The 13,669-nt window shown below is 37.9% G+C and carries 11 protein-coding genes and 1 tRNA gene; 7 read left to right on the top strand and 5 right to left on the bottom strand.

Annotated elements, in window-relative coordinates:
* Positions 1-450: 450 nt before the first annotated feature.
* Positions 451-1,587: a cob(I)yrinic acid a,c-diamide adenosyltransferase gene (locus H6F39_RS19160; protein WP_190372810.1), complete on the bottom strand. Its 1,137-nt coding sequence runs from the start codon at positions 1,585-1,587 to the stop codon at positions 451-453.
* 278 nt (positions 1,588-1,865) lie between these two features.
* Here H6F39_RS19160 and fraC point away from each other — a divergent pair, with 278 nt between their 5' ends.
* From fraC to H6F39_RS19135, 5 genes are all read left to right on the top strand, one after another.
* Positions 1,866-2,414 (top strand): filament integrity protein FraC, encoded by a 549-nt coding sequence (gene fraC / locus H6F39_RS19155; RefSeq protein WP_137909527.1) that lies wholly within the window; start codon positions 1,866-1,868, stop codon positions 2,412-2,414.
* A 36-nt stretch (positions 2,415-2,450) separates the two neighbouring features.
* Positions 2,451-3,461: a septal junction protein FraD gene (gene fraD / locus H6F39_RS19150; RefSeq protein WP_137909526.1), complete on the top strand. Its 1,011-nt coding sequence runs from the start codon at positions 2,451-2,453 to the stop codon at positions 3,459-3,461.
* Positions 3,462-3,578: 117 nt separating this feature from the next.
* On the top strand, positions 3,579-4,253 hold the full coding sequence (purN, locus tag H6F39_RS19145; RefSeq protein WP_137909525.1) for a phosphoribosylglycinamide formyltransferase: 675 nt from the start codon (positions 3,579-3,581) through the stop codon (positions 4,251-4,253).
* Between the two features lie 58 nt (positions 4,254-4,311).
* Positions 4,312-5,040 (top strand): HAD family phosphatase, encoded by a 729-nt coding sequence (locus H6F39_RS19140; protein WP_137909524.1) that lies wholly within the window; start codon positions 4,312-4,314, stop codon positions 5,038-5,040.
* Positions 5,041-5,085: 45 nt separating this feature from the next.
* Positions 5,086-5,158, top strand: a tRNA-Ala gene (locus H6F39_RS19135).
* Positions 5,159-5,369: 211 nt separating this feature from the next.
* Here H6F39_RS19135 and H6F39_RS19130 read toward each other — a convergent pair.
* The 3 genes from H6F39_RS19130 to H6F39_RS19120 all read right to left on the bottom strand — a co-directional run bounded on the left by H6F39_RS19130 (position 5,370) and on the right by H6F39_RS19120 (position 8,728).
* The gene (locus H6F39_RS19130; RefSeq protein WP_190397234.1) at positions 5,370-6,299 is read right to left on the bottom strand and encodes an energy-coupling factor transporter transmembrane protein EcfT; all 930 of its coding nucleotides are present in this window, start codon (positions 6,297-6,299) and stop codon (positions 5,370-5,372) included.
* 80 nt (positions 6,300-6,379) lie between these two features.
* A complete protein-coding gene (der, locus tag H6F39_RS19125) occupies positions 6,380-7,744 on the bottom strand; it encodes a ribosome biogenesis GTPase Der (RefSeq protein ID WP_137909563.1) in 1,365 nt (454 codons plus the stop codon).
* A 240-nt stretch (positions 7,745-7,984) separates the two neighbouring features.
* Positions 7,985-8,728: a response regulator transcription factor gene (locus H6F39_RS19120; protein WP_028082828.1), complete on the bottom strand. Its 744-nt coding sequence runs from the start codon at positions 8,726-8,728 to the stop codon at positions 7,985-7,987.
* 232 nt (positions 8,729-8,960) lie between these two features.
* Between H6F39_RS19120 and H6F39_RS19115 the strand changes: the two genes are divergently transcribed.
* Entirely contained in the window at positions 8,961-10,061 is a 1,101-nt protein-coding gene (locus H6F39_RS19115) for a YheT family hydrolase (RefSeq protein ID WP_137909562.1), read from the top strand.
* 231 nt (positions 10,062-10,292) lie between these two features.
* On the top strand, positions 10,293-11,021 hold the full coding sequence (hetI, locus tag H6F39_RS19110; protein ID WP_190397233.1) for a 4'-phosphopantetheinyl transferase HetI: 729 nt from the start codon (positions 10,293-10,295) through the stop codon (positions 11,019-11,021).
* Between the two features lie 249 nt (positions 11,022-11,270).
* On the opposite strand, the gene H6F39_RS19105 is transcribed toward hetI, so the two are convergent.
* A complete protein-coding gene (locus H6F39_RS19105; protein WP_190372790.1) occupies positions 11,271-13,262 on the bottom strand; it encodes an AarF/ABC1/UbiB kinase family protein in 1,992 nt (663 codons plus the stop codon).
* Positions 13,263-13,669 lie beyond the last annotated feature (407 nt).

Below are 13,669 nucleotides of genomic sequence, written 5' to 3'. Positions count from 1 at the left end.
AAATTCGGGATATTATCCTTCTCAAAACTATTTGTATTAGTTTACATCCTGTAAATCCTTAAATCCTGGATATCCTGATTCTGACAATAATCTTGCTAAAATTGCAGATACTGATTTAATAACTTGGTTAAATCAAGAAGATCATCAATAATCGTGATTTTTGGGTTGGTTTTTCTCAACCCAAATAAAAATATTAGAGCAAGTTTAACTTGAGTGAGGTACTTCTTATGCGGGCAAGATGCCCGCACCACAAGAGTTTTATTATTAATGTCTGTTTATGCGGGCAAGATGCCCGCACCACAAGAGTTTTCTCATTAATGTCTGTTTATGCGGGCAAGATGCCCGCACCACAAGAGTTTTATTATTAATGTCTGTAATTTATAATACTAGTAACTGTCGTATACCTTAAATAAAAATAGAACGGAGGGCGCAGAACCTGCGCCCCTAGAGTTAAAAATCAACCCCCCGCTTCAATTCCACGCCTTCATTTGCGTAATGTTTATGACAATAAACCTCAGAATGAATACTGGCTAAATCAAAATAAGCCGGTTGATTTTGACAGCGACCGGTAATAATCACTTCTGTGTCGCGGGGTTTACGTAACAATGCTTGGACAATGGGATCAACAGGTAATAATTCTAAATCCACAGTGGGATTGAGTTCATCGAGAATAATAGTTTTATACACACCAGAAGCGATCGCCATTTTAGCAATTTCCCAACCTCTCTCCGCCTCTATATAGTCTAATTCTTGACGCGAATTACGCCAAACAATGGCATCCCGTCCACAACGTTGATGATCTACTACTTCTGGATAAGATTGCTGTAAAGCGGCTATAGCTGCATCTTCAGTATAGCCACTACCACCTTTTAACCACTGCATAATCAATACACGGTTAGAACCAGGATGATTGATACCTCTGCCAATAGCTTGTAAAGCTTTACCCAAGGCACTGGTAGATTTACCCTTTCCTGCACCTGTATAAATTTCAATGCCTTCAATAAACAGTTCTGCGGCCGTGGGGTGGTGGTGAGGTTTCATTTCCGAATGTAAGTCTGCAATATCTAATAATGGTTGTGGAGCAGCGCGTCCAGTCGTAATGATTTCTAATTCTTGGGGTTTAGATTTTAAAACATTTATGACCTCATTCACGCATAGCAAACCTAAATCTAAAACCGGGTTAATTTCATCTAGAACTACAACCGAGTATAAACCAGAAGCGATCGCACCTTTAGCTACATCCCAACCCCGTGTAGCCTCTGTGCGATCAAAAGGTGTAATTTGATCATGTCCGAAAAATTCGGCTCTTCCCGTGCGAACCTGGTCAATTAAATGGGGAAACCCGCGCTGTAAAGCCGCTATCGCTCCATCCTCATCATAATCCCGTTCTGGGCCCTTTAAAAACCGCAATAGTAACACCCGGCTAGAATCACTGGGTGTATTAATTCCCAAACCAATCGAGCGCAAAACCACCCCTAAAGCCGCTTGGGACTTACCTTTGCCCAAACCATCATAGACGTGAATTTGACCCGTAAGCCGCTCAGAACGCACTTGCGCTGTGCGAATACCGATACCGTTCCTTGTCATCTTTTGAAAAGCTATAAAGTGGTAATTCCTTATCTTAACGAAACCAGACTGAGGATGTGCGGTTTTTTGTTTACGTATTTAAATTAAAAGAATGTATTAATACTATCAAAATAAAAATCTTGATATACTCAGATCATAAATACCAAAACATGAGATAATTGCCCATTGTTAGTATTTTTTACAAGCAAAAAATCAGGTTTATCAACTCAGGTGGGTTTCGTCTGTGTAAACGCGGATTATAACCGCCCAAATGCTTCTAACTTAAACTTTTAACAAATATGTCCGACGAATTATCATTACCCATAATTTTGCCAATTGGGGCAATATTTTTTGAAACATTATTCTTACTGGCAGCCATTCCCCTAGAAGCTTCCGTTCTTAATAAATGGCTGAAGTTTGATAAGAAGACTAGCATTTTTTATGCAATTACCATTAATGTTTTTTCTAGTGTAATTGGCTGGATTATCTTTTTTGTGATCGAACCAATATTACCTACTACTATCAAATCAGAACTGATTAATTATGTATTTTTTAATAAGCTAAAAGATACTAGTATCAGTTCCCTGATAATTTTATTATCATTCACTATTTTTTTAGCGACTTTTATAGTTAAGTTCTTAATCATGAAAATGCTGATAATTGTGATGGATGAAGGTGGAACAAAAACAGAAACGGGAATCATTTCTTCACAACAAAGAGCAATTTATATGAATATAGCTAAATTGCAAAATACTAATTTAGTAATTACAACATTAATAGCTAATTCACTGAGTTATAGTGCCATAACCATCATCTTATTAATTCGCTCTCTGTATTCTGGAAGATGATCAATATTAATCACTTTATTAATTAGAGGTAATCCAATGGACTCATTATTTAAGGAAATACTGGGCATATTTCAATTTATTAAAGGTTTACTCGCAGGAGTGCAAAAATTTCTGACACCAGCGAAAGCATACTCGTGGCAGACATTTATTTATTTGAGTGTTTTTTCTTGGGGAATATCATATTTTGCTGTAGGATCTGTCAAAGATATTATTGCCTTTTGTGGTTGGCTATTTTTGTTAGCAGGAACAGCTTGGTATACCACCGATGATCCTTTAAGATTTCCCGGAACTTTTATGCCAGTCGGGGCAATAATTACAGGGTTCTTAGTTAGCGTCTTTGCCTTTGGACATCAGGAGAATATATTAACAGCTAAAACTATAGTTATTTGGCCAACAATATCTGCAATTGTTACGGCCATACCTAACTTCTTTGAAGGTACGGGAGGAAGATCCGCAAAAGCGAAACTGCCCAAATTACAAGACCGCCAAAAAATAATAGTTTTGTTATCTTGGTGTATGTTAATTAGTTGTTGGTTGCAGTTTTACTTCGTTATAGATAAGTGGTTAAAAGACTATCCTAGTTTACGTGCAGACAACTTTCAGAAAAGTGCCTTTGTAATTAGACTAGAACCACCTGCAAAAAAACCAAAAAATGGTGATCTGATTTTAAATAAAATTCAACCTTTAGTTAATCAAGAAATTGCCAATAAACCCTGGTCAGAAGTAGAAAAATGGTTACTAGAAGCTGATCAGCAGCTAAGGAATTTGGGGAAGAGAACAATTAATAATCACCTCAGTAAATCTCAAGAAAAACAACTATGGAGTGTTGAACCTCGTGTAGTTAATATCAAATCTGGATATCAACTAGATATTTTGACTGTTTGGAATGGACCTAGTGCCAATGCCAAAGGATTTTACTGGAAAAAATCTTGTTTTATTCAACCGTCTCAATCGGGACAACAGACAGATAATAAAAATGCAGTTGCTAAGATTTCTTGCGATCGCACAAGTAAATTTTTCATTGGTTCTCCCCCACCAAAAAAGTAACAAGACTAACCCAAAATAGAACAAAAGCAATAACTTCTTCCCTGTTAAGAGTTCCCTTGTCATAACGACAATTTTTAACGCCAACCTACTTACCAATGGGGTTTATGGTTTACTTTTATGACTTACGATTTGACAATAAATAATCATTCCAGTCTGATTTCTCCTGATATTTATAATTACCAAGTTTCATCTGATCAGCCTTTGCAAATAGGAATCATGGCTTCAGGAAATGGCAGTAATTTTGAAGTAATTGCTCAAGCTATTGCTGATGGTAAAATCAACGCCAAAATTCAAGTTTTAATCTACAATAATCCTGATGCTAAAGCAGCAATCAGGGCTGAAAAATGGGGTGTAGAATCTGTACTATTGAATCATCGTGATTATAAAAATCGAGAAAAGTTTGATAGTAAAATAGTCCAAATATTACAGCAGTATGATGTGAAATTCGTGATTATGGCGGGATGGATGCGATTAGTTACACAAGTGTTAATTGATGCTTTTCCCCAGCGGATGATTAATATTCATCCCAGTTTATTACCGAGTTTTAAGGGTGTACAAGCTGTGGAACAGGCTTTAGCAGCCAGAGTGAAAATCACTGGCTGTACTGTACATCTTGTTTCTTTAGAAGTTGACAGTGGAGAGATTTTAATCCAAGCGGCTGTTCCTGTTCTCCCAGAGGATACACCAGAAACTCTACACGCTAGAATTCAAGTGCAGGAACATCGGATTTTACCAATGGCCATTACTCTTTTAGATCCTACATTCTGCACTCAGCCATATTACAATCAGTAATTAGTGGCAGGAAAATGTATAGCAGGAGTCCCCAAATTTGGAGTTAGGAATTAGCGCGATGAGTTTAAAAGCAGTTCTATTTGATTTTAATGGTGTCATCATTAAAGATAGACAAATCCATATTCAACTAATAGATGAGATTCTCCTGGGGGAAAATCTCCAACTTCAACGAGTGCAAGAACGTCAAGCTTTTTTAGGGTTCGGCCATCGCGCTTACTTGCAAAACCTGCTGAAAAATCGTGGTCGGGTAGTCACAGAAGTTTATATGACTCAATTACTTACCCGCAAAGCTCAAGGTTATATTCTAGAATTGGAAAAGTTAGAAAAATTGCCTTTGTATCCCGGAATTGAAGACGTAATTTTTCAAATTCGTGACCATGATCTCAAATTGGGGTTAGTCAGTGATACTTTATCTTTAGAAGTAGAAACGGTGTTGACATCTGCTAAATTAACTGAATACTTTCCCGTGATTGTATCAGGGGATGATATCAACAGTCATAAACCTAACCCGGAAGGATATTTATTAGCAGTGGAACGGATGAATCAAGTATATCCAGAATTAAATCTACAACCTCACGAATGTTTAGTGATTGAACATACCCCAGTAGGTATTCAAGCAGCCAAAAAAGCCCAAATGCAGGTGGTAGGTGTAGCGAATACTTACCCGTTCCATATGTTGCAACGTCAAGCTAATTGGACAATTGATTATTTGATTGATTTGGATTTACAGCAGGTACAGGAAGTTTTTTTAAAAAAAGATGGGCAATTTATTGTTTCTGAATGCTAGAATAGAGTATGTGTATTAGAGATAAGAACTCATAAGCACGAATAAGGGGAATTAGCTCAGTTGGTAGAGTGCTGCGATCGCACCGCAGAGGTCAGGGGTTCGAGTCTCCTATTCTCCATTTGTTGTTGTCGAATAACAAATTATTTAAAATCAGCTAAATCTAACTCTAAAAAAATACTAGGGCGTTGTCGCCGATTTTTCATTAGCAAATCCAAACGAGTGTTAAAAATGCGTTGAAGTACAGGAATAGTTTGGGCTACTTCTGTTTGTGCTTTAAAGGATTTTTAAACGGTTATACTTCCATTCATTAGACGCGGTAGAAGTCTTAGTTAAGAAACATCCGCACCCAAGGCTATCCTAATTACCCAAAATATCATTAAAAAGGCGATCGCTAACCAATCGGCCATTTTTAACGTTAATTCTTGCCATTTAACCTGATGTTCATTAGGACTAGTAAAACCCCTAACCATCATCGCATTTGCCATTTGTTCAGCCCGCAAAAGCAGATTTTTTAATAGTCTCTCAGTCACAATTAACCAAACTTTTGCTCCTCTTTTTAATCCTAACTTTTTCCAATTAATTGCCCTAGTCATAACGGAACGAACTAAGTTTTGGATTTCTTCTAAAACCAGGGGAATAAACCGCAAAGATAAGGTTAGAGTGAGGGTGATTTCTGTAACTGGAATATTCAATCTTCTTAAAGGCTGCATTAAACTTTCCATTCCCGAAGTAATTTCTTCTGGTGAGGTTGTAAGCAAATATAAATTAGTGCTGTAGATTAATGTAAAAACTATTGTACTCAAACTAATTGCTAAATCCCAAGAACGGTGACTTACTTTCACAAATCCCTGGTGAAATAACACATAGCTATACTGTTTATTATTATCTGCTATTGTCGGGGTAATTTGGGTTTTTTTATCAGTGCTTGGTTGCGTGAGAATTTGCTCATTTCCAGGTAAACGGGACTGATAATTTATACCTAATCCATCGGGACTAATCGCGCCAATAGCTAATACCATAAATGATAATACCAGCAGCCAGCCCATTTGTTGTCGCCATACTCTGAGCGGAATTTTAGCAAACACAGTAAAAAGAATTAGCAGTAATACCAGCAATACCCGCCAATAATTATTAGCGAAAACATAGCTACTTAGAAAGCTCAATAACCAAATTAACTTAACTCGCGGGTCGAGTTTATGTAACCAAGTTTGCGGTTCTTCTAAGTAAAGTCCGATGGGTAGCGATCGCAGTAAATCCATATTTTTGTCATTGGTCAGTTGTCATTTGTCAGTTGTCAACGGCATCAAGTCCAGGAAGATGACCAACTGACAATAGTTATTTATTTTACACGAGTAGCTCGATTCGGACCACCAATTTCCATTTCTCGAACTTTCTTACTGCGCCAAAATAGACGAATGGGTGTCCCTTGAAAGCCCAACTGTTTACGGAATTGTCGTTCGATATAGCGGCGATAATTCTCATTAAAGCGTGTAGCATCATTTACAAACAAAGCAATAGAAGGAGGCTGACTACTCACCTGAGTCCCATAATATATTTTACCCTGACGACCGCCCCGGGAAGTCGGTGGTGAATGCCAACTGATAGCATCTTCTAGCACTTCATTAATTACCGATGTACTTACGCGGCGTTTATGTGATTCAGCGGCTTCATTGACCAATTCTAAAATCTTTTCTACTCTTAATCCCGTAACTGCACTCACAAAAATAGTATCTGCCCATTCAGTAAAATGTAAGCGTGACTCTAAATCTTTTTCATGGTCATAGATAGTATAAGAGTCTTTTTCGACAGCATCCCACTTATTAACAACAATAACACAAGCGCGACCTTCTTCTAAAACGCGCCCAGCTAATTTTTGATCTTGTTCGGTTACACCATCTATGGCATCAATCACTAACAAAACCACATCAGCCCGACGAATAGCTTTGAATGCGCGGTTAATACTGAAAAATTCCGTCCCGTATTCTATATGTTTCTTTTTGCGAATACCAGCGGTATCAATCAACCTGTAAGTCTGTCCACCTCTCTCAACTATCGTATCAATTGTATCTCTAGTTGTTCCAGAAATAGGACTGACAATAGCTCTATTTTCACCGACAAAAGCATTTAGTAAACTGGATTTGCCCACATTGGGTCGGCCGATAATAGCGACTTTAATTTCAGGATTTTCCTCTACTTCTGTTGCATAAGGAATGTGATTCATTAACTCATCGAGAATTTCCCCCGTACCACTACCATGAATAGCGGAAATGGGGAAAGGTTCACCTAGTCCTAATTCCCAAAATTCAGCGGCTTGAATCACTCCTTGATCTGGGGATTCGCATTTATTCACGGCCAATAATACGGGTACTGGTTGCTGACGTAACCATTCGGAAATTTCTTCATCTGCGGGCATTAGACCTGCTTGCCCATCAACTACGAAAATCGCGGCAGAGGCTTCTGCAAGAGCCGTTAAAGCCTGTTGGCGAATTAAAGGTAGAAATTCGGTGTCATCGTTAAAAACTAAGCCGCCTGTGTCCACTACCACAAATTCCCGATCATTCCAAAATGCTGGACGATAAGTGCGATCGCGTGTTACACCTGGTTCATCGTGGACTATTGCTGTTTGATCTCCAGCAAGACGATTTACAAAGGTAGATTTGCCCACATTTGGGCGGCCGATAATTGCAACAATTGGCAATGGCATAAACTAGAGTTCTTTAGTGCTGAGTGTGTAGGTGTGCTGAGTTTTGTCTCTACGTTCTTCACCCAGCACTGTTTTAGAGAACTATTTATTGTATCATGGTTTTTGATAATTAGGAGTTTTTGAAAAAGTTGTTTGTTAGAAATAATTAAATTTGTTTGTGAAATCGGATATTATAGATAGATAAATCCCTGAATTTTTAGAGAAATCAGGGATCTAAATATCAGGATATTTAACTAGATTTCATTCAGAAATTGAAGCAACTGGATCTTCAATTTCAGAGGATACACTAGGTAATTCTAAACAATATCCAGCCCCATAGACGGTTTTAATGTAGCGTGGATGACGAGGATCGGGTTCAAGTTTGGTTCTCAAATGACGAATATGCACGCGAATAGTCTCAATATCATCATCAGGATCATAACCCCAAACTTCTCTGAGGATTTCACTAGGGGAAACGGTTTGTCCGTGACGTTGTAGCAAGCAGTGGAGTAACTCAAATTCTAAATGAGTCAATTTCACTGTTGTTTTGAACCAGATAGCCTCAAATCTTTCAGGAACAAGGGTAAGAGATCCATAGTTGAGAATTTCACTATGTTTTGCTGCTTGGGGAATTCTGTCAGTGCGTCGCAATAAAGCCCGTATCCGTGCTAATAATTCCTCTACCTCAAACGGTTTGGTAAGGTAGTCATCCGCACCAGCATTAAACCCTTCTACCTTATTTTGAGTTTGGCTTAAAGCAGTCAACATCAATACAGGAATCTCAGCAGTGCGTTCATCCCGACGTAAGCGTTGACAAACTGTAAACCCATCTACTTTGGGTAACATCAGATCAAGCATAATTAAGTCCGGTTGTAGCTGGAGAGCCAGCGCTTGACCTTTGATACCATCTTCGGCTTGACTAACATCGTAGCCCGCCATTTCCAAGTTGACGGCAACAAGTTCTGAAATCGCTAGGTCATCATCTATGACAAGAATCCTGGGCATTCTTAAAAATTATAACTACTTTATTTAAGGATAATTGACGTTCCCCTCACTACTAAAAGTTCGCTGTGCTAATTCTGGTAGAAAGTTGAGGGACTTTTGAGATCATCAAGCAAACCGTAAACTTTTGTTTTCCTTGATATATAAAAAGATTACCATCTTAATTATAAAAAATATGTTAAATCTAATATAAATATTAAAATCAGATCATTGTCAAATTCATTATCCTATTCTTATGTATAAGTACGAATATTTACCGCCATATTTTTTGCAAAATGGCATGACCATGACAACTTATACAGCTTTGTGGGCTAGTCGTGATTGGGAGAGTAAAACTACTCATCCAGAACCAGGATATCACGAAGTCATCTTCACAGGTGGACAAGGTGTGCCAATTTTTGGTAAGGTTGCTATTCCCCCAAATGCCCATAGTACAATTATTGGCACTTATGGTATTACTGGAGAATTAGACCAACAATGGTTTTTGCAAATTTTGGGACGCAAGGCTTACGCCCAAGGTTATGCTGTAGTATTATTTGATTGGCGGGCGCATGGTAAAACCGCAGAATTATCGCCAACATTGACTTCAGACGGTTTGTATGAGGGGGAAGATTTTGTCAGAATTGCGGAAACGTCCGCAAAAATGGGTTGTCCTCCGCAATTTTGGTTCATAGGCTATTCTTTGGGGGGACAATTGGCCTTATGGGGAGTGAAAGCCGCAGCAGATTTAGCACCCAAAGATATTGATCTTGCTGGTGGGGCGGTGATTTGTCCGAGTTTAGATTCCTGTCGATCACTGACTTATTTAGTTACGCACCCATTCGGTAAATATATTGAATCTCGCATTGCTAAAGAATTAAAAAAACTAGCTTGGAAAATCCATGCTGCTTATCCTGAATCTATTAAGCCTGAAGCTATTCATAGGGCTAATAGCATTTGGGCATTTGACGAAGAACTCGTTATTGAAGGTTTGGGTTTCCCTAGCGTCACTGATTATTATCAAGCCAGCAGTGGGTTAGAATTGTTACCTAAACTATCAAAACCAACCTTAATTCTATATGCTGCTGATGACCCCTTATTTGATCCTGCTATTATTCCTGATTTAGAAACCGCTGCTAGGAAAAATCCCGATATAGATTTATTACTCACTCGTTACGGTGGCCATGTTGGTTATGTGAGTAGCAAAAGATGTCAAAATCAATATCAAGATCCTGATCAATGGTGGGCTTGGAATCGCGTTTTACAGTGGATAGAAATAAAACGTCACCAAAAAATTGAACAGGTTTCTCTGGAAAAAAGTAACTCTTGCGTCTCTTTTATGGTGATTGAGGATTGATTATCACAAAACTCTTACGGGACAAAGGTGATAAACAATTATCCCCATATTTTCAGTGAAATGCGGACACAATAAGGCTTTCAATGATTTTGACCCAGGTTTTCCATAAAATGTCCGCAAGAACCATTTTTTCCCTATTCCCTGATCCTTCCTGTTCCCTTCTCTCAACTTCTCGGTTTAGCATAACAAGTACCGAATAACCAAAAAAGTAAAGTTTAATTATTAAGAACTGTGTTTAATTGTAATTGGCTACCTGCACCTAAAAACTTAAATTTGTCATTACATAATGTGCATCTTTGGCGCATTAATTTAAATCAGTCGGAATCACAATTACAAGATTTTTGGGAAACTTTATCTAGTGATGAAATTGCTCGCGCCCAAAGGTTTTATTTTGCTGAACATCGGCAAAGATTTATCGCTGGACGTGGCGCTCTCCGCGCCATTTTAGGGCGATATTTAGCTATTGACCCCAAACAAGTGGAATTTGAATATCAACCCCGTGGTAAGCCTTTTTTAGCAGCTAAATTTGCCAATCAAAGATTATTCTTTAATTTATCTCATTCCCAAAATTTAGCTTTGTGTGGTGTAAGTTATCAAAATCTTGGTGTAGATTTAGAATGTATTCGCACTATGCCAGATTTAGAAAGTCTGGCCAAACGGTTTTTTTCTGCTGAAGAATATGAACATCTGCGGTTAGTTTCTTCTGAAGAACAAAAACAAATATTTTTCCGTTATTGGACTTGCAAAGAAGCTTATGTAAAAGCGACAGGAGATGGTTTAGTCAAGTTAGAAGAAATTAAAATATCTTTAACAAACAATCAACCAAGTAGATTACTTGTATCAGGAGATTGGAATTTAAGGGAATTAACACCAACAGATAATTTTGCGGCCGCAGTTGTCGTTGCGGGGAGGAATATTAATTTACATTGTTGGGAATATTCACCTTTTGTGGACTATTAAATGGGTTTCCTGTCTCATAACTGAAGTCGCTTAAAAGCGACTGGAATTAGCAGTAATTTTGTTTTGAGGGGAAATTCGGCCAAGGTAAACTAAGATTTAGTTTGGGTAGAGTCATGACTAAACTTTCTGAAAAACTTATGTTTACTGTGGCCTGACTAATTGATGAATTTAACTCATACCAAATGATTACTTTTTCAGCAACCCTTAATTAATCATCTCAACTCCAGTAGAAAAATCACAGTTTAGACATTATTCAGATGCTAATAATTCCCGAATTATCCGAGTTACAGCTTTTTGAGTGACGCGATTAGCAATTTGTTGGCCTAAACGCTGCACTCCTGGATTAACAATGATTTGGGCTAATTGTGGGGCTATTTTAGTAGCATCAAAACCTTTAGTTTCTCGCAGAATACCAGCAATGCGTTTAATATATTCTAAGGTTTGTTGTTGTTCAACTGTTGCTGATGGGATTTGATTTACTGCTGTTAATCCTACCCTTTCTCGGAGTATATAGGTGAAGTTATGTAAAGCATTTTTACTAACAGCATCTACACTATTGAAAAATTCATCAACTAATCTATCACGAATAAATGAACCGCGTTCTGAAGAAAGAAATTCTACTCCTTGATTGAGGACTAAGTTAAGATCATATTCTTGGTTACTGCGGGCATTTTTTAACAAGTTTTCCAAACGATTCCAGCGGAATTTACCATCTTTAAAAAGTAACTCTTTTAATGATGTTCTTAACTCATCTGCTGGATCTGTTAATAACCGTTTAGCAACATAAGGATAGGCTTCGCTGAGAACTTTGAAGTTGGGATCTATATAAATTGCAATTCCTTCTAAAGTGACAAGAGAACGAATAATTAAAGCGTAATAAGGTGGAACACGGAAAGGATATTCATACATTAAAGCCGATAAATCATCGGTAATACTTTTAATATTCAAATCCGCTACACTTGCACCTTCCGCGTTAGCAAATACCTTAGCAAAAGCCGGAACAATAGGGGTAAGGTCCGTTTCTGGAGTTAGAAATTCTAGCTTTACATAGTCTTTTGCTAAACTATCAAATTCTCGGTTAACGACGTGAACAATTGCCTCAATTAAACCATAACGTTGGGCTGGTTTAACTTCGCTCATCATCCCAAAATCAAGATAAGCTAATTTACCATCCATAGTAGCTAACAAGTTACCGGGGTGGGGGTCAGCATGGAAAAATCCATGTTCTAATAATTGACGCAAGGAACACTGGACACCAATTTCAATTAAATACCGCGCATTGATTCCCAAGGCCGCAATTTTTTCTGGTTGAGTTAATTTCAAACCGTTAATCCATTCCATCGTTAAAACCCGACGGTTGGTGTATTCCCAGTAAATTTTTGGTACATAAATATCCTTCATGTTACCATATAACTCAAAAAAGCGTTCGGCATTTTCCCCTTCATGAATGTAATCCATTTCTTCAAAAATGCGATCGCCCAATTCATCTAAAATCCCGACTAAATCACTACGTACCCGCTTGACTTTGCGCTGTACCCAACCAGCCAGATTTCGTAAAATATACAAATCTATAGTAATTCGTTCCCGTAAATCTGGACGCTGAACTTTAATCGCTACCTCTTCCCCAGTTTTCAATTTTCCTTTATATACCTGTCCCAAGGAAGCAGCCGCAATGGGTTGAGCAGACAATTCTGCATAAATTTCCGTCGGTGGCGCTCCTAGTTCTTCTTCTATAAACTGGTAAGCTATTTCATTAGGAAAAGCCGGTAATTGATCTTGCAGTTTAGTCAATTCTTCTAAATAAACTGGTGGGACTAAATCTGGCCTAGTAGATAAAGCCTGACCGATTTTAATGTAAGCCGGACCGAGTTTTGTTAATAATTTTCTGAGTTGAATGGCGCGACGTTGTTCATTTTTTACCAAAATTCCCCATTGCTTATCCCACCACAAGCCAAACACAAAGGAAATTGTTGGTTTAAGAACCGTCAAAATCCGCCCTAAAACTTGTAAAAATCGTCCACGATATTGTTCTTGTATTTCCACAGGATCATACAGCACTGTCTCTGGTTCAGTTCCTGTTGTCACTCGCGGCTTATGTCTCGGCCGTCTGGAGACTTCCGCTGACTTGATTACTAAAGTCTCTGCACTTTTTTCCGCTATGACTTCAATTACGGACAATTCGCCTCCGCGACTGTCCTCCTGACTTGTTCGAGAACTAGGGGGAAGTGTCTTAACCATCATGAAGAAGCCACCAGTTAAATCAACGTTGTTAAATATTGTAACAATATCTTGTCTTTTAGAAATATTTTTGTCAATTATTATCTTTCATGTTTTTGTCAGATACAGCATATTTTAACTTGATACATTACGATTAAGAACATTATGATAGTGGTTTTTTGCTCTTGTAGAGCAGCAGAGGAGGCCGAGAAAAGAGAAATATAGAGGGTTTTTATCTAAATTTGGGACTTTTTTATTTGCAAGTCTCTTCTTAAATTACAAGATTGATTAAATAATTTGCAGATTTTGTTATAGGGATATAAGTTATTTGTATGGGACTTTGACAAAAAAGAACTTTCTCAATAAAGGGGGGTTCATTCTCATGATTATTGAGAATTTTATCAATAATTTCACGAGTTTCGGTAATTTCA

It is taken from the genome of Dolichospermum sp. FACHB-1250, from assembly GCF_014696335.1.
GTDB lineage: Bacteria > Cyanobacteriota > Cyanobacteriia > Cyanobacteriales > Nostocaceae > Dolichospermum > Dolichospermum planctonicum.
This window is presented reverse-complemented; position numbering and strand designations above follow the sequence as displayed.

Coding starts and splice junctions, on each gene's coding strand:
- H6F39_RS19130 (WP_190397234.1), bottom strand. CDS start 6,299: ATGGATTTACTGCGATCGCTACCCATCGGACTTTACTTAGAAGAACCG.
- H6F39_RS19105 (WP_190372790.1), bottom strand. CDS start 13,262: ATGATGGTTAAGACACTTCCCCCTAGTTCTCGAACAAGTCAGGAGGAC.
- fraD (WP_137909526.1), top strand. CDS start 2,451: ATGGACTCATTATTTAAGGAAATACTGGGCATATTTCAATTTATTAAA.
- purN (WP_137909525.1), top strand. CDS start 3,579: ATGACTTACGATTTGACAATAAATAATCATTCCAGTCTGATTTCTCCT.
- H6F39_RS19120 (WP_028082828.1), bottom strand. CDS start 8,728: ATGCCCAGGATTCTTGTCATAGATGATGACCTAGCGATTTCAGAACTT.
- H6F39_RS19115 (WP_137909562.1), top strand. CDS start 8,961: ATGTATAAGTACGAATATTTACCGCCATATTTTTTGCAAAATGGCATG.
- H6F39_RS19160 (WP_190372810.1), bottom strand. CDS start 1,587: ATGACAAGGAACGGTATCGGTATTCGCACAGCGCAAGTGCGTTCTGAG.
- der (WP_137909563.1), bottom strand. CDS start 7,744: ATGCCATTGCCAATTGTTGCAATTATCGGCCGCCCAAATGTGGGCAAA.
- H6F39_RS19140 (WP_137909524.1), top strand. CDS start 4,312: ATGAGTTTAAAAGCAGTTCTATTTGATTTTAATGGTGTCATCATTAAA.
- fraC (WP_137909527.1), top strand. CDS start 1,866: ATGTCCGACGAATTATCATTACCCATAATTTTGCCAATTGGGGCAATA.